The organism is Leclercia sp. 119287 (assembly GCF_009734485.1).
GTDB classification, from domain to species: domain Bacteria; phylum Pseudomonadota; class Gammaproteobacteria; order Enterobacterales; family Enterobacteriaceae; genus Enterobacter; species Enterobacter adecarboxylatus_C.
Map to the genome: position 1 here is coordinate 1,530,670 of NZ_CP046445.1, position 19,344 is coordinate 1,550,013.

Annotated in this window: 21 protein-coding genes; 14 read left to right on the forward strand and 7 right to left on the reverse strand. The window is 55.5% G+C overall.

Translation table 11 applies throughout. The annotated features are described in order from the left end of the window. Positions 1 to 121: 121 nt before the first annotated feature. Both GNG27_RS07415 and GNG27_RS07420 read right to left on the reverse strand, forming a co-directional pair. Positions 122 to 862, reverse strand: a complete 741-nt coding sequence (locus tag GNG27_RS07415; protein ID WP_156263268.1) for a nitroreductase family protein — start codon at positions 860 to 862, stop codon at positions 122 to 124. Between the two features lie 112 nt (positions 863 to 974). Continuing rightward, positions 975 to 1,652, reverse strand: coding sequence for a type 1 glutamine amidotransferase domain-containing protein (locus tag GNG27_RS07420; protein ID WP_156263269.1), 678 nt, complete (start codon positions 1,650 to 1,652; stop codon positions 975 to 977). Positions 1,653 to 1,730: 78 nt separating this feature from the next. Between GNG27_RS07420 and GNG27_RS07425 the strand changes: the two genes are divergently transcribed. From GNG27_RS07425 to GNG27_RS07460, 8 genes are all read left to right on the forward strand, one after another. After that, complete coding sequence (locus GNG27_RS07425) at positions 1,731 to 2,168, forward strand: GNAT family N-acetyltransferase (RefSeq protein WP_156263270.1); 438 nt, start codon at positions 1,731 to 1,733, stop codon at positions 2,166 to 2,168. Between the two features lie 210 nt (positions 2,169 to 2,378). Further along, positions 2,379 to 5,141 (forward strand): sigma 54-interacting transcriptional regulator, encoded by a 2,763-nt coding sequence (locus GNG27_RS07430; RefSeq protein ID WP_156263271.1) that lies wholly within the window; start codon positions 2,379 to 2,381, stop codon positions 5,139 to 5,141. A gap of 95 nt (positions 5,142 to 5,236) precedes the next feature. Further along, positions 5,237 to 5,659 carry a PTS sugar transporter subunit IIA gene (locus GNG27_RS07435; protein WP_156263272.1) on the forward strand — a complete coding sequence of 141 codons (423 nt, stop codon included), beginning with the start codon at positions 5,237 to 5,239 and terminating at the stop codon, positions 5,657 to 5,659. Between the two features lie 15 nt (positions 5,660 to 5,674). After that, on the forward strand, positions 5,675 to 6,145 hold the full coding sequence (locus tag GNG27_RS07440; RefSeq protein ID WP_142488816.1) for a PTS sugar transporter subunit IIB: 471 nt from the start codon (positions 5,675 to 5,677) through the stop codon (positions 6,143 to 6,145). A 16-nt stretch (positions 6,146 to 6,161) separates the two neighbouring features. Further along, a complete protein-coding gene (locus GNG27_RS07445) occupies positions 6,162 to 6,938 on the forward strand; it encodes a PTS mannose/fructose/sorbose/N-acetylgalactosamine transporter subunit IIC (RefSeq protein WP_156263273.1) in 777 nt (258 codons plus the stop codon). Further along, positions 6,919 to 7,764, forward strand: coding sequence for a PTS system mannose/fructose/sorbose family transporter subunit IID (locus tag GNG27_RS07450; RefSeq protein WP_156263274.1), 846 nt, complete (start codon positions 6,919 to 6,921; stop codon positions 7,762 to 7,764). Before GNG27_RS07445 ends, GNG27_RS07450 begins: the two co-directional genes overlap by 20 nt. 12 nt (positions 7,765 to 7,776) lie before the next feature. Continuing rightward, on the forward strand, positions 7,777 to 8,838 hold the full coding sequence (locus GNG27_RS07455) for an SIS domain-containing protein (protein WP_156263275.1): 1,062 nt from the start codon (positions 7,777 to 7,779) through the stop codon (positions 8,836 to 8,838). Positions 8,839 to 8,850: 12 nt separating this feature from the next. Further along, the gene (locus GNG27_RS07460) at positions 8,851 to 9,861 is read left to right on the forward strand and encodes an SIS domain-containing protein (RefSeq protein ID WP_156263276.1); all 1,011 of its coding nucleotides are present in this window, start codon (positions 8,851 to 8,853) and stop codon (positions 9,859 to 9,861) included. Positions 9,862 to 9,942: 81 nt separating this feature from the next. Here GNG27_RS07460 and rimO read toward each other — a convergent pair whose 3' ends face one another. Beyond that, entirely contained in the window at positions 9,943 to 11,250 is a 1,308-nt protein-coding gene (gene rimO, locus GNG27_RS07465; RefSeq protein ID WP_370462887.1) for a 30S ribosomal protein S12 methylthiotransferase RimO, read from the reverse strand. 44 nt (positions 11,251 to 11,294) lie between these two features. Here rimO and GNG27_RS07470 point away from each other — a divergent pair, with 44 nt between their 5' ends. Next, complete coding sequence (locus GNG27_RS07470) at positions 11,295 to 11,558, forward strand: hypothetical protein (RefSeq protein ID WP_156263278.1); 264 nt, start codon at positions 11,295 to 11,297, stop codon at positions 11,556 to 11,558. Between the two features lie 249 nt (positions 11,559 to 11,807). Here the strand turns inward: GNG27_RS07470 and GNG27_RS07475 are convergent, their stop codons facing one another. Continuing rightward, positions 11,808 to 12,173 carry a hypothetical protein gene (locus GNG27_RS07475; protein WP_156263279.1) on the reverse strand — a complete coding sequence of 122 codons (366 nt, stop codon included), beginning with the start codon at positions 12,171 to 12,173 and terminating at the stop codon, positions 11,808 to 11,810. Positions 12,174 to 12,610: 437 nt separating this feature from the next. Here GNG27_RS07475 and GNG27_RS07480 point away from each other — a divergent pair, with 437 nt between their 5' ends. Both GNG27_RS07480 and GNG27_RS07485 read left to right on the forward strand, forming a co-directional pair. After that, positions 12,611 to 12,949, forward strand: a complete 339-nt coding sequence (locus tag GNG27_RS07480) for a hypothetical protein (protein ID WP_156263280.1) — start codon at positions 12,611 to 12,613, stop codon at positions 12,947 to 12,949. A gap of 447 nt (positions 12,950 to 13,396) precedes the next feature. Further along, complete coding sequence (locus GNG27_RS07485) at positions 13,397 to 13,570, forward strand: glycine cleavage system protein T (RefSeq protein WP_142488823.1); 174 nt, start codon at positions 13,397 to 13,399, stop codon at positions 13,568 to 13,570. A gap of 12 nt (positions 13,571 to 13,582) precedes the next feature. Here the strand turns inward: GNG27_RS07485 and GNG27_RS07490 are convergent, their stop codons facing one another. Continuing rightward, positions 13,583 to 14,503 (reverse strand): LysR family transcriptional regulator, encoded by a 921-nt coding sequence (locus tag GNG27_RS07490; protein WP_156263281.1) that lies wholly within the window; start codon positions 14,501 to 14,503, stop codon positions 13,583 to 13,585. A gap of 242 nt (positions 14,504 to 14,745) precedes the next feature. On the opposite strand from GNG27_RS07490, the gene bssR reads away from it, so the two are divergent. Both bssR and GNG27_RS07500 read left to right on the forward strand, forming a co-directional pair. Then, positions 14,746 to 15,129, forward strand: coding sequence for a biofilm formation regulator BssR (bssR, locus tag GNG27_RS07495; RefSeq protein ID WP_156263282.1), 384 nt, complete (start codon positions 14,746 to 14,748; stop codon positions 15,127 to 15,129). 104 nt (positions 15,130 to 15,233) lie between these two features. Beyond that, positions 15,234 to 16,352, forward strand: a complete 1,119-nt coding sequence (locus tag GNG27_RS07500) for a PQQ-dependent sugar dehydrogenase (protein WP_156263283.1) — start codon at positions 15,234 to 15,236, stop codon at positions 16,350 to 16,352. Between the two features lies 1 nt (position 16,353). On the opposite strand, the gene GNG27_RS07505 is transcribed toward GNG27_RS07500, so the two are convergent. Continuing rightward, the gene (locus GNG27_RS07505; protein WP_156263284.1) at positions 16,354 to 16,980 is read right to left on the reverse strand and encodes a glutathione S-transferase family protein; all 627 of its coding nucleotides are present in this window, start codon (positions 16,978 to 16,980) and stop codon (positions 16,354 to 16,356) included. Between the two features lie 256 nt (positions 16,981 to 17,236). Here GNG27_RS07505 and dacC point away from each other — a divergent pair, with 256 nt between their 5' ends. After that, the gene (dacC, locus tag GNG27_RS07510; protein WP_142488828.1) at positions 17,237 to 18,442 is read left to right on the forward strand and encodes a serine-type D-Ala-D-Ala carboxypeptidase; all 1,206 of its coding nucleotides are present in this window, start codon (positions 17,237 to 17,239) and stop codon (positions 18,440 to 18,442) included. A gap of 97 nt (positions 18,443 to 18,539) precedes the next feature. Here dacC and deoR read toward each other — a convergent pair whose 3' ends face one another. Then, complete coding sequence (gene deoR, locus GNG27_RS07515) at positions 18,540 to 19,298, reverse strand: DNA-binding transcriptional repressor DeoR (RefSeq protein ID WP_156263285.1); 759 nt, start codon at positions 19,296 to 19,298, stop codon at positions 18,540 to 18,542. Between the last annotated feature and the right edge of the window lie 46 nt (positions 19,299 to 19,344).

The following is a 19,344-nucleotide window of genomic DNA, read 5'->3' on the forward strand; positions in this document are numbered from 1 at the left end:
CGGCCTACAAAGGGCACATCACCCGTAGGCCCGTGCAAGCGCAGCGCCGCAGGGCAATGCCGGCAGCTCGCACATCACCCGTAGGCCCGTGCAAGCGCAGCGCCGCCGGGCATTTTCCACGTTACTTATCGACGCCAAAGCCCTGTTTAATCAGAGCCGGGAGCACGTCCGGGAAGTAAATGTGCTGGTAATACCCGCTCACGCTTTCACTCCAGGTATCGCCGTCATTACGATCAATAGCCTGCCAGTGTTCGGTCATCTGCTGATTGTAGCGGGTGATTTTCGCTTCCAGCCCGTGGGTGACGTAGGCTTCGTCGTGGCGGAAGGTGTCCAGCGGCAGACGCGGTTTGTGATGCGAAGGCACATCGACGTGCCCAATCACCACGCCCGCCACCGGGAAGGTGTGTTCCGGCAGGTCGAGCAGCTCAATCAGCTCCTGTGGACGCAGACGGATCCCACCAATCGGCACGATCCCTAACCCTTCGGAACGGGCCGCCGCCATCACTGAGCCCAGGGCGATCCCCACGTCGGTCGCGCCGGCCACCAGGCTCTCAATGCTCTGATGCGCTACCTGCTCCTTGCCCGCCAGCTTCATGCCAACCTCGGTTTTGTACATATCCAGCACAAAGGTGATAAACACCGGGGCTTTGGCAATCCACGGCTGGCCGCCTGCGATCTGCGAAATCCTGGCCCGCTTTTCGGCATCGCGGGTGACGATGACCGACACCTGCTGAGAATGCACGGAGGTAGGGGCACGGTACGCGGTGCTGATAATGCGTTCCAGCGTGGCATCATCGATGGCGTGATCGGTAAAGCTGCGCTCGCTTTTATGGTCGTTAAACAGGTCAATAATGGTGTTCATAGCATCTCCGGTGTAAATCGCAAAAGCCTAAAAGCCCGGCAACGTTTTGCATTTAACACTCTATGCGATAAGCACAGGAGGGGGTTGCCCGACCAGCGGCCGGGCGGAGGGGTTAGCGCAGCGCTTTTACTAACGCTTTGGCGACATCTTCGGAGCTGGCCGGGTTCTGCCCGGTGATAAGCGTGCCGTCTTCGACAATATAAGATCCCCAGTTCGGGCCTTTCTGGTAATGAGCCCCCAGGGCGATTAGCTCATCTTCCACCAGGAACGGGACGATATCGGTCAGCTCGACGTCGGCCTCTTCGCCGTTGGTAAAGCCGGTCACCTGACGGCCCTTGACCAGCGGTTCGCCAGAAGCGGCCTTCACGTGGCGCAGCACGCCCGGGGCATGGCAGACGAAGCCCGTCGGTTTACCGGCGCGGTTGAAGGCTTCAATCAGGGCGATGGAGGTCCGGGATTCGGCCAGATCCCACAGCGGGCCGTGGCCGCCAGGGTAGAAGACGGTGTCGAAATCCTCCTGACGCACGCTGTCGAGCTTCAGGGTGTTGGCGAGTTCATGTTGAGCCGCCGGATCGGCTTTGAAGCGCTGGGTCAGTTCGGTCTGAAAATCGGGTGAATCACTTTTGGGATCCAGCGGCGGCTGACCGCCCGCCGGTGAGGCCAGCACCACTTCGGCTCCCGCATCTTTGAAGATGTAATACGGGGCGGCGAACTCTTCCAGCCAGAAGCCCGTTTTCTTACCGGTATTGCCCAGGTCACTGTGAGAGGTGAGAACCATTAAGACTTTCATTGTTATCTCCGGTGATGTTATGAGTTATAAAAGTAGCCTGGTTCCCGAGGGCGCGAGTAAGAACAAGGAGTAACAACGATGGTAGAAGTGCGTGAAGCGCAGGCGGACGATTACGACGCATGGTTAAGATTGTGGAAGGGGTATCTCCATTTTTTCGGTACTGATCTCGATGAGGCGGTGACCCTGGTGACCTGGCGTCGGGTGTTATCCCCGGATTCCGGCCTGTTCTGCCGGCTGGCAGAAACCGAGCAGGGTGTGGTGGGCTTTGCCATCTGCGTGCTGCATGAAGGCACCTGGGTGACCCGGCCGCTGTGCTATCTGGAAGATCTGTTTGTCGATGAAGCGGCGCGCGGCAAGGGGGCGGGCAGGGCGTTAATTGAAGCCATCATTGACGAGGCACGGCAAAAGGCGTGGTCGAAGGTCTACTGGGTGACCCGGACAGGCAATCCGGCCCGGGCGCTGTATGATCAGCTGGCAGTGGTGGATGATTACGTTCGCTACCGGATTACGATTTAGTCATTTGCACGGTCGGCCCTTCTCCATTCAGTTCGTAGGCCGGGTAAGGCGCAGCCGCCACCCGGCAATGTTGCCCCGGTGCAGCCTGTTTCCCCCTCAGGCATTCTGTGCACTCCCCCACAAAAGCGCACATTCCCCGCCGTCGCGCTCCCTCCGCCCGCAGGTTTACGGGCATCATATCCCCACGATACGCCAGACGTGGGATACACCATGCGCAACGAAATCCTGACCTTTCTCGCCAACCAGACCGATTTTTTCGACCCGGAAAACCTGAGCGAGGTCTTTACCGCCCGCTACCTCGCAGAGCGGTTCGACCTCAAGCGCAATACCGCCAGCCACTATCTGAACCAGCTGGTGGCCCAGGGAGAGCTGGTCAAAATCAATACCCGCCCGGTCTACTTCCTGCACAAAAAAGCCTTCAGCCAGCAGTTTTTCGGCCTGGCCGGGAATGAATACGACAGCATCGCCCAGCTGCTCAACGACGGCGACAGCGGTCAGGAACCGCCGGATCACTTTTCTCTTCTCATCGGTCATGACGGCAGCCTGAAAAAGGCCATTGCCCAGCTGAAAACCGCGCTCTTCTATCCCGATGGCGGCCTGCCGCTGCTGATCACCGGCGACAGCGGCACCGGCAAAAGCTATATGGCGAACCTGATGCACGCCTTCGCCATCTCCCAGGGGCTGCTGGCGGACGATGCCCCCTTTGTCAGCTTTAACTGCGCCCAATACGCCAGCAATCCGGAGCTGCTGGCGGCTAACCTGTTCGGCTACGTGAAAGGGGCCTTTACCGGGGCGCAGACCGATAAGCAGGGGGCATTCGAAGCCGCCGACGGGGGCATTCTGTTTCTCGACGAGGTGCATCGCCTGAACGCCGAGGGCCAGGAGAAACTCTTTACCTGGCTCGACCGGAAGGAGATCTACCGGGTGGGGGAGACCGCCCAGGGGCGCCGCATCACCACGCGGCTGGTCTTCGCCACCACCGAGGAGCTGCACAGCACCTTTTTAACCACCTTCCTGCGCCGCATTCCAATCCTGGTCACGTTGCCCGACCTGCAGGCGCGCTCCCGTCAGGAGAAAGAGGCGCTGATCCTCCAGTTCTTCTGGCGGGAGGCGCAAAAGCTGAACGCGCGCCTGAACCTGACCCCGCGTCTGCGCCAGGTGCTGCATCACGCGCTCTATCGCGGCAACGTCGGCGAGCTGAAAAACGTGGTCAGGTATGCGGTCGCCGCCGCCTGGGCCAGACAGCGGGGGCAGGCGGCGATTGGCGTCACCATCCAGGATCTGCCGGAGAAGGTGCTGGCCGCGATCCCGCTGATGAGCGACGCCCCCGTGGCGGAAGAGCCGCTGACCATCGAGCCGGAGACCAACCTCCTTTGGCTGCTCCGCGCCCACGATCGCACCCAGGGGATGATCCACGATACCCAGTGTCAGGTGCTGGCCCTGTACGAAGAGGTGCTCAGCGGCCGCTCGGGCTGGGAGGAGGTCCACCGGCGGATGGGGGAGGAGATCGAAACCCTGTTCGACAGGCTGGTGTTTCACCACCGGGATACCACCGCCTCGCCGGTCTTACAGCTCACCACCCAGCAGGTGCGGGAGGAGTTTTACCGGCTGGAGCAGCAGTTCAACGTCCAGTTTAACGGCAATGGCATCTACGCCCTGAGCCACTATCTGGTGCATCGCGCCCAAAGCGCACTCTCTTCCCTGAGCCAGGAGCGGGTCCGGCTGCTGGATGATTTTCTGGCACAAAAGTACCCCCTGCTGTACCGCTTTTGCCAGGCGATGATCGCCGCCCTGACGCAAAAGCTCGATATCGAGGCCCAGCGCATCGACGCCCTGCTGCTGGTGCTGTGGCTGCATAAATCCGGGGCGGTGAGCCAGACCCAGGTGACGCGGGCGGTGATCCTCGCCCACGGCTACGCCACCGCCAGCAGCATTGCCAACGTGGCGAACCGCCTGCTGAAACAGACGGTGTTTGAATCCTTCGACATGCCGCTGGACGTCACGCCGGAGGCGATTGCCCAGCAGGTGATGCACTACATCGAAAGCAACGCCCTGGCGTCCGGGCTGATGATCCTGGTGGATATGGGTTCGTTGAATGCCATCCACAGCCACTTCCAGCGCCGCGTCTCTACCCCGGTGGCGATTGTGAACAATGTGTCTACCAGCATGGCGCTGTACGTCGGGGAGCGTATCCTGCAGGGGCATCACATCGAGGATATTGCCAGCGAGATCGGCAGCGATTTGCCGGTGGAGCACCAGCTCTTCTGGCCGCAGGCCAGTAAACCCCGGGTTATTCTCACCACCTGCATCACCGGGATCGGCGCGGCGGCCAACCTCTGCCATCTGCTGAAGGCCAGCATCCCGGAGGCGTTGGGGATTGAGATTATCGCCTGCGACTACGAGATGCTCAGCGACGCGCAAGAGCGGGCGGTGGCCTTTAACCGCTACGACATGCTGGCGATTGTCGGCACTTTCGATCCGCAGGTGCCGGATGTGCCCTGGATCTCGCTGGATTCACTGATTGCCGGGGAGGGGACGCGGCCGCTGATGCGCATCTTTGGCGATATCGCCACGGAGGAACAGGTGGCGGAGATCAACAATCTGCTGCTGAAGAATTTCTCCCTGCGGCGGGTGATTGAGTCGGTGACCATTCTCGATACCACCAAAGTGATCAACCAGGTGGAGCAGTTTGTCTTCCGCTATGAGCATCTGGCGGGCTGTCAGGTGCAGAACGAACGCAAGGTGGCGCTCTATGTCCACATCAGCTGTCTGATTGAACGGCTGATCCGCAATGCCTCGCCCACCACCTACGCCGGGCGACAGTGTCCTGAAAGCGAGCTGGCGCTACTGCGCCAGGCCTTTAGTGTCATTGAGAGCAGCTATAGTGTCAAAATCCCGGTTGTCGAGCTCTGTTACATCCACAATATTCTGACCCTCGAAACGGAATTTATTCAGGCAGATCAAGAGTTTTAATCTCCCCCTCTCTCCTCATCGCCCACGCGCCACTTTTTCCTGGCACGTGGGTTGCAATCTCTGTCTGGTAAGTGGAATGAGCATTCGAGGACAGGATGAAACGACATTACATATTTGCCAGTCACGGCACCTTAGCCCGCGGGGTACTCGACTCGGTCGAGCTGATCCTCGGCAAGCAGCAGGACATCTATACCCTCTGCGCCTATGTCGACGAGCACCAGGACGTCACCGGGCAGGTGGATGAGCTGCTCGCCGGGCTACCCGCCCAGGATGAGGTGATTGCGATCACCGATATTTTTGCCGGCAGCGTCAATAACGAATTTATCCGCTATCTGCGTCAGCCGAATTTTCATCTGATCGCCGGGCTTAATTTGCCGCTGGTCATCGGTCTGCTTATTTCCGCGGATGAACAGGATACCGAAAAATTAATCCATGACGCGTTATTAAGCTGCCGGGAAAGTATTCAGTATTGCAACCACACCATTGCCAGTGCGGTACAGGCGGACAAAGACTTCTGAACAGGAGGAATAATAATGATTACGTTACTGCGTGTTGACCACCGCTTATTACACGGCCAGGTGGCTTTTTCCTGGACGCAATATGTCGGGGCGGATTGCATCTTAATTGCCAACGACAGCGTGCCCAACGATGAACTGCGAAAAACCACCATCAAGCTGGCCAAGCCGCCTGCGGTCAAGCTGGTGATTAAAAATATCAACGACTCGATTGAAGCCATCAAAAGCGGCGTCACCGATAAATACAACCTGTTTATCGTGGTGGAGTCGGTGGAGGATGCCTGGCGTTTAGCCTCGGCGGTAGACGGAATTAAGAGCATCAATCTCGGCGGCGTTAAAGCGAAGGAGGGGGCGCGGAATATTTCAAAGGCCATCAATTTGCTGCCGGACGAAATAGAAAAACTCACTCAGCTGGTCGGCAACGGCGTGGAGATCGAAATACGCCAGGTGCCTAACGATCGCAAACAGTTATTAGCGGAATCGCTGTAATTCCTGAGGACTCACTATGGTAGAGGCACTTTTACTCGGGCTGGTGGCGTTTATCGCCCAGTCGGAATATGCCCTGGGCACCTCGCTGCTCTCCCGGCCGATTGTCACCGGATTATTAACCGGGCTGGTGTTAGGCGATGTGCAAACGGGCGTGATTATGGGGGCGACGCTGGAGCTGGCGTTTATCGGGTCGTTTTCAGTGGGGGCGTCTATTCCGCCAGATGTGGTCACCGGCGGGGTGCTGGGGGTGGCGTTTGCCATCACCTCCGGGGCGGGAACGGAAACGGCGCTACTGCTCGGCCTGCCGATTGCCACCCTGACCCTGGTGCTGAAGAACGTCTATCTCGGCATGTTTATCCCGATGCTCAGCCAGAAGGCCGACGGCTATGCCGACCAGGCGGATACCCGCGGCATTGAGCGGATGCACCTTATCGCCGGGTTTGGTCTGTCGCTGATGCTGGCGGCGGTGGTGACCATCTCCTTCCTGGTCGGCAGCAGCGCGGTGAAATCCTTACTGGATGCCATCCCGGAGTTTATTAAGCACGGACTCAGCGTGGCGACGGGGATCATTCCGGCGCTGGGCTTCGCGATGCTCGCCCGGTTGCTGATCAACAAAAAAGTGGCGCCCTTTTTCTTCCTCGGCTTTGCCCTGATGGCGTACCTGAAAATACCCGTCACCGGTATCGCCATTCTCGGTGCCATTGTGGCGGTGGTGATGGTCAACACGACTGCACGTAACGCCCCTCGTCCAACGACCGATCAAGGAGTCAACGATGACGATGAAGATTTCTGAAGAGACCCTGCCTCAGGTGCATGATGAGAATGCCATCAACGCACGCGATCTACGCCGGGTGTTCTGGCGGTCGTTCCAGATGGAATTTTCCTGGAACTATGAGCGGCAGATGAACCTTGCGTTCGTGTATGCCCTGATCCCGGTACTGAAAAAGCTCTACCCGCAAAAGGCAGAGCTGGCCGCGGCGTTAAAACGCCACCTGGTGTTCTTCAACACCACGCCGCATATCGTCACCCTGCTGCTCGGCATCACCACCGCGATGGAGGAGAAGAACAGCCAGCAGCAGGAGATGGACGGCACGGCGATCGACAACGTCAAGGCATCCCTGATGGGGCCGCTGGCCGGGCTGGGAGACTCCTTCTTCTGGGGAACGCTGCGCCTGATTGCCACCGGTATCGGCACCAGCCTCGCCCTGCAGGGCAACATCCTGGGCCCAATCCTGTTCCTGCTGGTGTTTAACATGCCGCACATTCTGGTGCGCTGGCTCTTTACCCGCTGGGGCTACGTGCTCGGCACCGGGGTGCTTCATCGGGTCCAGAAGAGCGGGATGATGGAGAGCCTCACCTACGGGGCGTCGATTATCGGGCTGATGGTGGTGGGGGCGATGGCCGCCTCGATGATCAACATCACCATCCCCATCTCCTTCGGCGCGGGGGAGGCGAAAACCGGCGTTCAGGACATCATCAACAACATCATGCCCTGCCTGCTGCCGCTCATCAGCTTCGGGATTGTCTACTGGCTGCTGGGGCGCAAGGTTAAACCGCTCACCATTATCGGGGGCATGGCGCTGGTGGGGATTCTGGGTTCGTGGATTGGCCTGTTTTAAGCGGAGAAGACGATGCAACCAACAATGATGACCTATATCGAAGAACAGCCCGCGGCGCTGGCGGAGATCCTCAACGCATACCCGCAGCATCTGGCGTCCGTGGAGGCTTTTGCCCGCCAGCATCCGGTGCGCCGTCTGCTGGTGCTGGCGACCGGTTCATCGCTGAATGCGGCGATGTGCGCGCGCTACTTCTTTGAACACCGTTTTGGCCAGCTTCTCGAGATCAAAGAGCCGTACAACTTTGTCCACTATGAAGCCATCGACCCGCACACCGACATGGTGCTGGTGGTTTCCCAGAGCGGGAAAAGCGCCTCGACGCTGGCGGCGATGGAGAAGGTGCAGGCCGCCGGGCTGCCGGTGTTTGCCCTGACCTCGGATCCGGACAGCCCGATAGGCCGCCGCTGCGACCATGTGCTGGATATCCATACCGGGATTGAGAAGGTGGGCTTCGTGACCCGCGGCTTTAGCGCCACGGTACTGAATCTGCTGCTGGTCGCGCTGACTATCGCCCGGGCGCAGCAGCAGATCGATGAGCGGGAAACGGACGACTATCTGGCGGCACTGCACCAGCTGGCGGGAGCGATCCCCGACACTATCGCCCGCACCGAGGCCTTTTTCGAGCGGCACGTTCAGGAACTGCAGGCCGGGACGCGCTTTATCGCCATCGGTGAAGGGGCCCTGACCGGGGTGGCGAAAGAGTTTGAGACCAAGTTTACCGAAACGGTGCGGGTGCCGTCCGGCGGCTTTGAGCTGGAGGCCTACATGCATGGCCCTTATCTGGAAGCCAACGCTGAGCATGTGATGTTCTTTATTGAGGACGCGCCAAACCCGCGCCTGCGGGCGCTTCGGGACTATATGGCCCCGGCGGTAAAGCGGGCGTTTCTGGTCACCCTGACGGGCGAGGAGGGGCCGGATACCCTGGCGCTGAACTGCCGCCTGCCGCATCTGCTCTCGCCGCTACTGCTGATTGTCCCCTTCCAGATTCTGGCCTGGCGAACCGCCTGCGCCAAAGGCATCGATCTCTCGGTGCGTATTTTCGACGACTTCGATCGGGTTTTAAAAAGTAAAATCTAAAGGAGAATGGCTATGTTAGGTTTTAATCATGACGAGTACCTGACCAGTGCTCGTGAGATTGTTGCTGCGCGCAAACAGGCGGAACAGGTGGCTGACGAGATTATTCAGCAGGGCTTCAGCACGTTATTTTTCGCCTCGGTAGGAGGCTCGTTAGCGCCGATGATGGCGATGAACGCCTTCGCCCGGGAAATAACCGAAATGCCGGTTTACCTTGAGCAGGCGGCGGAATTAATTCATGCCGGACATAAACGCTTAAATAAAGATTCCGTAGTGATTACCCTCTCGAAATCGGGTGATACCAAAGAGTCGGTGGCGATTGCCGAATGGTGCAAGGCCCAAGGGATCCGCGTGGTGGCGATCACCAAAAACAGCGATTCCCCGCTGGCAAATGCCGCCACCTGGCATATTCCGATGCGGCACAAAAACGGCGTGGAATATGAGTACATGCTGCTGTACTGGGTATTCTTCCGCCTGGTACAGGGTAACGGGGAATTTGAAAACTATGATCGCTTTGCCAGCCAGCTGGAGCTGTTACCTGAGAATCTCCTGAACGCCAAAAAAAAATTTGATCCGCAGGCCGACGCGATCGCAAAAAAATATCATAATGCCGACTATATGATGTGGATTGGCGGCGCGGAGATGTGGGGCGAAGTCTATCTCTTCTCGATGTGTATTCTGGAGGAGATGCAGTGGAAGCGCACTAAGTCGGTCTCGTCTGCGGAGTTTTTCCACGGCACGCTGGAGCTGCTGGAGAAAGATGTCCCGCTGTTCCTGGTGAAAGGTGAGGGCAAATGCCGGGCGCTGGACGATCGCGTGGAGCGTTTTGCGGCCAAAATTACCGATAACCTGGTGGTGTTTGATCCGCGTGAATACGCGCTGGTGGGGATTGATGATAAGTTCCGCTGGCTGCTGGCGCCGTGCGTTATCTCAACCTTGCTGGTGGACCGTCTGGCTGCCCATTTCGAGCACTACACCGGCCACAGTCTGGATATTCGCCGTTATTACCGGCAGTTCGAGTACTAATGAAATAAAAAGGGGACGTAAAGTCCCCATTTCCGCAGGCCTGATAAGCGCAGCGCCATCAGGCATTATGCACAGAGTCGATTAAACCCGGCTACCCCACAGGTCATACTCGTCGGCGTTTTCAACCTTCACGCGCACGATATCACCCGGTTTCACCTTGGTTTCGCCATTCAGGTAGACCGCGCCGTCGATTTCCGGGGCATCGGCCATGCTGCGGCCAATCGCGCCTTCTTCGTCCACTTCGTCAACGATCACCAGAATTTCGCGGCCCACTTTCTCCTGCAGACGTTCAGCAGAGATCCGCTGTTGCAGCTGCATAAAGCGGTTCCAGCGTTCCTCTTTCACCTCTTCCGGCACCTGATCCGCCAGTTCGTTGGCGGTCGCGCCTTCAACCGGGCTGTACTTGAAGCAGCCCACACGGTCCAGACGCGCTTCAACCAGGAAGTCGAGCAGCATCTGGAAGTCTTCTTCGGTTTCACCCGGGAAGCCAACGATAAAGGTGGAACGCAGGGTCAGATCCGGGCAGATTTCACGCCATTGCTTGATGCGCGCCAGCTGGCGGTCAACGGAGCCAGGACGCTTCATCAGCTTCAGAATACGCGGGCTGGCGTGCTGCAGCGGGATGTCCAGGTACGGCAGGATTTTGCCTTCCGCCATCAGCGGGATCACGTCGTCCACGTGCGGGTACGGGTAAACGTAATGCAGACGCGTCCAGATGCCCAGCTTAGCGAGCTGTTCGCACAGGCCAACCATGCTGGTTTTCACCGGCTCGCCGTTGTGGAAGCCGGAGCGGTGTTTCACGTCCACGCCGTAAGCGGAGGTGTCCTGGGAGATCACCAGCAGCTCTTTCACGCCCGCATCGGCTAGACGTTTGGCTTCGGCGAGCACTTCGCCAATCGGACGACTCACCAGATCGCCACGCATGGACGGGATAATGCAGAAGGTGCAGCGATGGTTGCAGCCTTCGGAAATTTTTAAGTACGCATAGTGACGCGGAGTCAGCTTCACGCCCTGTTCCGGCACCAGGCTCAGGAACGGATTATGCTTTGGTTTTGGCACATAGTGATGCACATGTTCCAGCACCTGCTCATAGCTGTGTGGACCGGTGATTTCCAGCACCTTAGGGTGAACTTCGCGGATTTGATCGACTTTGGCGCCCAGACAACCGGTGACAATCACCTTGCCGTTTTCAGTGAGTGCTTCACCGATGGCTTCCAGAGACTCCTGCACGGCGCTATCGATAAAGCCGCAGGTGTTAACGATCACCATGTCGGCATTGTCGTAGCTGGGTACGACGTCATAGCCTTCGGTGCGAAGTTCAGTCAGGATGCGTTCGGAATCCACCAGGTTTTTTGGACAACCCAATGATATAAATCCAATCTTTGCCATAATTTTATACAATACATTGCTCAGGAAAACGCGGAGTATACATCATGCCTCAACTCTACAGCTATATCAGGTGGTCATCAGGCCTTCAGGAAAAGGGAAGGACGCGAACCAGGCTGGTAGCGGCTGCACGGGCATATGCTGCTGAACATAAACTGGAAGTGGTTGAAGTCATTGAGCCAGGATTGAGTGCTTTTCGTGGAAAAAACCGAAAGGGTAAAGTAGGTGATTTTATCGACGCTGTTAAAAGCGGGGGCTATTTCTTCAGACTCAAACCTATACTGCCGGAACCTGGATCGCCTGTCACGTGATTACGTGGATGAGGCGCTTAACTATTTGTTGCAATCATTGGGTTAGATTTAACAATTATCACAGGGATGGATAAGAAGATTTATAATAAGCAGTCCATTAAAAGCAACCCTACCGATCGGATGCTATCTATCCTGATGTTTATCCGTTGGACAGAAGAATCAGAAACGAAATCAAATCGAACATCTCTACCAGTACTGAACCGTTTGGGGTTTGTTGATTAGTATTCAGTACTGTTAGGGAACTAAGTATTAATAACTGTTAATGCAATCCGCTTCAGTACAATCGTACTTATAAGAGTTGCCGCTCGCGTCTACACCGGAAACTTGATACTGACCATTACCTTTACTATGTTTTGTTTCACGCCACCGGGCACCATTTGCAGCAGTACCTTTTCTAATGATATCGTCTCCCCATATTCTTGTACGTTCTTCCCATCGAGCCCCACTTTTTATGTTATGCCCTGTGAGTTCTGTTATATCTCCGTTTCTCGAAATAGTTATTATGTTGCCGTTATCGTATTTGCATGTGCTGTGCCAGTAATCACCTGAGCATTCCGCATAGGCAACGGATGATGCAAAGGCAGATAACAAAAGAGTTAATCTTAACCGATTCATTTCTATTCCATCATTTTTAGAGGTGCAAAATCATTAGAGATCTTTATATGTATGCATGGACAACTAAATGAAAAGAACCATTTGTACGGCAAAATGGGAGATAAATAGTACTGCACAGTGCAGCCATTACTAACCTCCTAAAAATGGGAGGGTTTTGGCTTTAAAGGATGCCAGTTTTTAGGCGTAATTGTGATGTTCATCAAGTACTGAACCGTAATTCTTCTGGCTTTTTTCTGAGGGCATGGAATGGGGCGGATGTCTGCGTATTCGTAAAGTTTCGCGCTGACGTTGACGTAAAAATAGACCTGAAGGGGAGTTTTAAAGATGGGGATGCAGTTGGCATACTGGCTCAGCAAAAATCGGTATGCTTTTACCCCTTAACATCGTTTTTTCATGGTGTATTATTAATTATATCAACACACCAAGTGGAGCAATACATGGAACTCGTCGTTTTGTTCGTCGTGGCTGGAGCAGTCCTTTACAAGACCGTTTTGTATTTTTGGCCCATGTTTACAGAGGATATGTCACACTCTCCGGAACCAGCTGAATCTGTCGTATCAAAACAACACCAGGCGGATGACAGTTCGACTAACGATTCATACACCGACGATACGATGGATCAAGTGATGAAAGAGCAATCCGATGTAATGACGGCACACGCAACTAATGGGAAATTTTATACGACAGGTGCTGGCGCGGCAGTAGCTACCGCGTATCAGGATACTACTGAGCATACTTTATTTGATAAGGTCGGCACATCAGACTTCAATGATTAACTCATTAAAAATCAGGTGATATAAAATATTTCCTCATTTAATTTTCCATATTTAACGAACTTTTCAACAACCGTTAGATTTTATCAATAATCCCTGGCCTCTATATTTCACCTTTATTAGTCAAAATGAATAAAATTTCATTTATATCGATCAGTATTCGGCTGATTTCGCTTCCTTCTGATTGTTGGGGATCAAATCCACGATACAAAGAGTAAAGGTAGGGCCAGCACGTTTAACAAGCAGCCAACACGCTCGGCAAGGATTTGTTTAACGTGATTCACTGGCAGATAAGATTTTAAAAGCAAATAAAATTAGCGAGTTAGCCAAAAAAGATGCCTGGATCTACACTATTTAGAATTACTTATCCCGGCTTTAAGGGCCCCTTATTGGATACGCTAAACAGATAACCTATCTTTCACCTCGTCGATAACTAAAGTGAGGTACGTAATGAGAGATATCTATCTGCAATCCAAATTAGAAATGGCCAAAACCCTTCACATCTATGGCGTCGAGCTGGCGCACATATCTGTTGCCACCGGGCTTTCACAGTCCAGATTAGTCACTGACCTGAAAATTGCCGATGACGTTGAGTTCGGTAAGCACAAAGCGAAAAAATACTGATCGTCCCGGACGTCATGCCGGTTTACTGGCGTAAAAATCGGCCAACAGAGAAAAGAGCATTTTATTGGTCTCTTTCCGGCAGGACGAATAGATACTGAATTGTGGCAACGTAAATGGCGTATCCAGTTTTTTCAGCTGATACATCCCGGAATAGGTCGCAAAGACTTTTTCCGGGATAATGCCCAGGCAGTCGGTGGTAGACACAATCAGTAAAATGGAGGCGAAAGAGGTGGTCAGCAGACAGCGCTCGCTGGAGCGGAATTTTTTATCCACGATGCTGCGATGATAAATAATCTTCTCGTTTTTGGTGTTGTAACCCACCAGATTGGCATCCCTGAACATCTCCTCCGTTACCGTATTCTCATAAAGAGGATTATCTTTTGCAGCAATCAACACCAGCGTCATATCACTCATCTTCTGGCAAGAAATATTACTGCTCTCAACAGAAAAGGTGGAGAACACCACATCCGCCTGGCGCATGTTCAGCAGCTCGGTAATCTTCGCTTCGTTAAGCTCGGCGGTGCGGTGCAGCAGGCTGACATCCGCGTTCATCCCGACAATCTTCTGCGTCAGTTCCGGCACCACTAACGGCGAGACAAAGGACTCGGTGTAGAGGGTGAGTCTTCGCTTTTTGATGCGGGAAGAGAGGGGGAGCAGAGTGGCGAGCTTATCGATGATCGGCAGGATGTTGTCGTACAGTTCATCCGCATACACGGTGGGTAACAGCGTGTTGCCGCTGCGGACAAACAGGTTATCCCCCATCTGTTCCCGCAGTTTGCGCAGCGACTGGCTGACGGCTGAGGCGGAAATATCCAGCATATCGGCCACTTTCGAGATACTGCCGACGCTGTAAATCAGGCAAAAAATGGTCAGCAGATTCAGGTCGATCCGGTTTAACGAGATAATCTTTTCTGACACCGGCATCGCTGGCATACGCCCTCTGTCTCCACGCCCTAACCCTCTCAAAAATAGCAGGCTTCGCAATCCGCGCGGTGAGGGAGAAGCATGATTTTATGCCCAGCCTGAACGCCTGCCTTCTCGCTGTGCTTTTCGGGCGCTGTTTTAACATTGTAAATTTTGTTAATGCGTCGCTAATTATTGACCTGACGCATTAAATTGCACAAAAAATAGACATAATCTGAAGGTGTGATTAAGCTGACAAGGGGGGAAAAAGCATGTCCGTTGACAGACTGAAACGCGATCTTCTTAACAAGATGATTAATGTCCGAATTGATCTCGCGGCCTATCTGCAGTTAAGGAAAGCGAAGGGGTATATGTCAGTCAGCGAAAGCGACCATCTGCGTGACAACTTCTTTGAACTTTGTACTTACATGCGTGAAAAAGCGCCGGAACTGCGAGCGCATTGCAATGCCGAGGAGCAGGCAATGCTCTATCGCGCCGCCGGATCGCTCACCACCGCAGGCGTCTGTATGATGACCGGCAACCACGATTGCCCGACGTTCATCGCCGTCAACGCAGAGAAGCTGGAAAACTGTCTGAACGATCTCACTCTCTGCATCCAGTATCTGAAATCGCATGCACCGCTGATTCAGAGCTGATCCCGGGGGAGGCAACTCCCCCATCTGATTAAGCTTTTGTAAAAGTATCAACGCCCCTGCGCTGAGTGACTACCTTTAAGGCATACGTCGAAAAGGAGTGCGTAATGCGTCGATCCTCGCTTATTTCCCTGCCATTGTTACTCATCTCCGCCTCACTCTGTGCTGCACCCACTGAAGTGAAGGTTGCAGTGCTGCAAAATAAACTCGATCACCCCTGGGCCCTGGCGTTTCTGCCGCAGGATCAGGGCATGCTGATCACCCTGAAAGGCGGGCAGCTTAAGCGCTGGCAGGCGGGCAAAGGGCTCTCGGATCCCATTGTTGGCGTGCCGAAGGTCTGGGACAGCGGACAGGGTGGATTGCTCGACGTGGCGCTGGCACCCGACTTTGCGACTTCCCGCCGGGTCTGGCTGAGCTATGCCGAAGCGGGCGACGACGGGAAAGCGGGCACGGCGGTGGGGTATGGCCGCCTGAGCGACGACAATACCCGGCTGGAGGCCTTTAAGGTGGTCTTCCGCCAGCAGCCTAAACTCTCAACCGGCAATCACTTTGGCGGCAGGCTGGTGTTCGACGGCAAAGGCTATCTGTTTATCGGGTTAGGTGAGAATAACCAGCGCCCGACCGCCCAGGATCTGGATAAGTTACAGGGCAAAGTGGTGCGCCTGACCGATCAGGGCGCGGTGCCGGACGATAACCCCTTTGTGAACAATAAACAGGCGCGCCCGGAAATCTGGTCTTACGGTATCCGTAATCCGCAGGGAATGGCGATGAACCCGTGGAGCAACACCCTGTGGCTCAATGAGCACGGGCCGCGCGGTGGGGACGAAATCAACATTCCGGAAAGAGGCAAAAACTACGGCTGGCCGCTGGCAACCCACGGCATCAACTACAGCGGATTGCCGATCCCCGAAGCAAAAGGGGAAACCGCCGCGGGAACCGAGCCGCCGCTGTTCGTCTGGAAACAGTCCCCGGCGTTAAGCGGGATGGCTTTCTATAACAGCGACGTTTTCCCCCAGTGGAAGAACAAGCTGTTTATTGGCGCGCTGAAGGACAAGGATGTGATAGTGCTCAACGTCAGCGGCAATAGCGTCACCGAGGAGGGAAGGATCCTCGGCGACCGTAACCAGCGGGTTCGCGACGTGCGGGTCGGGCCGGATGGCTATTTATACGTGCTGACCGATGAAACAGACGGGCAGCTGTTAAAAGTCAGCCCGTCCAAAGAGTAGATCAGGTGACCGGGATCATCACCACGTTGCAGTAGGCAGGGCGCTCGGTCAGGTTCGCCAGCCAGCGCTCCAGATGCGGACGGGGCGCCCACGCCAGGCCAACGTTGGTCAGGTTCCAGACAAAAGGCGCGACGGCGATATCACCCACGCCAAAGTCGTTGCCCGAGAACCACGGCTGTGTCGCCAGGGCCTCATCCATCATGACAAACAGCGACTCGCAGGTGGCTTTGGCGGCGTCAATGGCCGCATAGTTACGCTCGGCTTCCGGCGTTCTCACCAGCCCCATCAAAATCACCCGATGGGCAGGGGAGAGGGTCTGATTGGCCCAGTCCATCCACTTTTCGCCGACGGCACGCTTCGCAGGCTCATCGATCCACAGACGGTTCTGGCCGTACTGCGCCGCGAGATAGCGCACAATGGCGTTCGATTCCCACAGCGTGAGGTCGGTTTCATCATCGCGCAGCAGCGGCACCAGACCGTTGGGGTTCATCGCCAGATACTCGGCCTCTTTATTTACCCCGTGTTCCAGTCCCGCCATGATCTGCTTAAAGGGTAAATCCAGCTCTTCCAGCGTCCAGATTACCTTTTTCACGTTGGTCGAATTGTTCCTGCCCCACAAAGTAATCATAATAACCCCTTATAATTAAAGCCGATATCTGGATGAGATCCCTGTTGATGGCTTCACATGGTGAGATAAACCTAACCAATACGCAACAGATGCGAAAAAAATCGATGTGGTCAAAGCGTATCGGGTTGTTATTGCATAAACTTTAAAAACTTTACCAGCTTTTGGTTTTTTTTAAGGCTTTAGTACGTTATTACTCATCGCTTCTTGCGGCACGGCGATGTGACGTGATTTTTGGAATGGAAACTCGGGTGGCATTATGATGCGAAACACTTTTTCTTTACGCGGTCTGGTGGCAGGTTCTGCGCTGCTGGTCCTTTTTGCACCTTCGCTGTACGCAGCGGAACAGGCGGCGCCAGAGGCTCCGCCTGTTGATGCCCGTGCCTGGATATTGATGGACTATGCCAGCGGCAAAGTGCTGGCAGAAGGCAATGCAGATGAAAAACTCGACCCTGCCAGCCTGACCAAAATCATGACCAGCTACGTGGTAGGGCAGGCGCTGAAAGCGGGTAAGATCAAGCTCAACGACATGGTCACCATCGGCAAAGACGCCTGGGCGACCGGCAACCCGGCGCTGCGCGGCTCCTCGGTGATGTTCCTCAAGCCGGGCGATCAGGTGGCGGTTTCCGATCTGAATAAAGGGGTAATCATTCAGTCGGGCAATGATGCCTGCATCGCGCTGGCCGATTACGTGGCGGGTAGTCAGGACTCTTTCATTGGCTTGATGAATGGTTATGCGCAGAAATTAGGCCTCACCAACACCACCTTTAAAACCGTTCACGGCCTGGATGCGCCGGGCCAGTTCAGTACCGCCCGCGATATGGCGCTGCTGGGTAGAGCCCTGATTCATGATGTGCCGGAAGAGTACGCGATCCATAAAGAGAAAGAGTTTACCTTCAACAAGATCCGCCAGCCGAACCGCAACCGTCTGCTGTGGAGCAGCAACGTCAACGTGGACGGGATGAAGACCGGCACCACCGCCGGCGCCGGCTACAACCTGGTGGCCTCGGCAACCCAGGGCGATATGCGTCTGATCTCGGTGGTGCTGGGCACCAAAACCGACCGCATCCGCTTTAATGAGTCAGAGAAACTGCTCACCTGGGGCTTCCGCTTCTTCGAAACCGTCACCCCAATCAAGCCGGATGCCACCTTTGTCAGCCAGCGCGTCTGGTTTGGCGATAAGAGCGAGGTCAATCTTGGCGCCGGTGAAAGCGGCTCGGTCACCATTCCGCGCGGCCAGCTGAAAAACCTGAAGGCCAGCTATACCCTGACCGACAAGCAGCTCACCGCACCGTTGAAAAAAGGCCAGGTGGTCGGCACCATCGACTTCCAGCTGAACGGCAAATCCATCGAGCAGCGTCCATTGATCGTGATGGAAGCGGTGGAAGAGGGCGGGTTCTTCGGTCGGATGTGGGATTATGTGCTGATGAAATTCCACGACTGGTTTGGCGGCTGGTTTAAGTAAAGCTTCCGTGCATCGCCGGGTGGCGGCTTCGCCTTACCCGGCCTACGGGGTTTCCCAGGCCCGTGCCAGCGTAGCGCCGCCGGGCAATAAACCGCACTCAGTACATCAGCTTGATCTGCTGCGCCTTAGCATAAGTCACCAGTTCCTCATCCGGGCGGCAGTCGCTGACGATTGCGTCGAAGCACGTCAGCTCCCCCATCCGCGCAGGGCGTACTTTACCCATCTTGCTGTGATCCACCACCAGCACATGATACTGCGCCATATTCATTGCCCACTGTTTTACCGGCAGCTCATCCAGATTAAAGCAGGTCGCCCCCTGGCGAACATGCACGCCCGCCGCGGAGTAAAAGGCGATGTCCGGGCACAGATTGCTGAGGGTATCCTGCAGATTGAGCGGCTTAAAGATGGCATTGCTGGCGTGAAACTCGCCGCCGCAGAGGATCACCCGGCACGCGGGTTTTTCCTGCAGGGCGAGAAAGGTATTCAGGGAGTAACAGACCCCGGTAAACGGCAGGTCGTTATCGATGGCTTCGATGATCCACGGCGTGGTGGTGCCACAGTCAAAAAACAGCGTCTGATGGGGTTGCACCAGCGAGGCGGCCAGACGCGCCGCTTTGCGCTTCTCTTCCACCAGGCGAGTTTTTTGGTCACTCAGCAGATAGTGGCTGGCGCTGCGGGGTTCAAGGACAATGTAGCCGCCGAGCAGCACCACGGGCCCGCTTTCACTGTTCAGGTCGCGACGAATGGTCATCTCTGAGACGCCCAGCAGTGCCGCGGCCTCTTTCAGATGCAGTTTATCGCTGCGCTTAAGCGCATTGATCAGTTGAGCCAGCCGTTCGTCACGTCGTGTTTCCATAGGTCCTCAGAGCGATAAATGAACCCCCGTTACGCCGGGGGCTCAA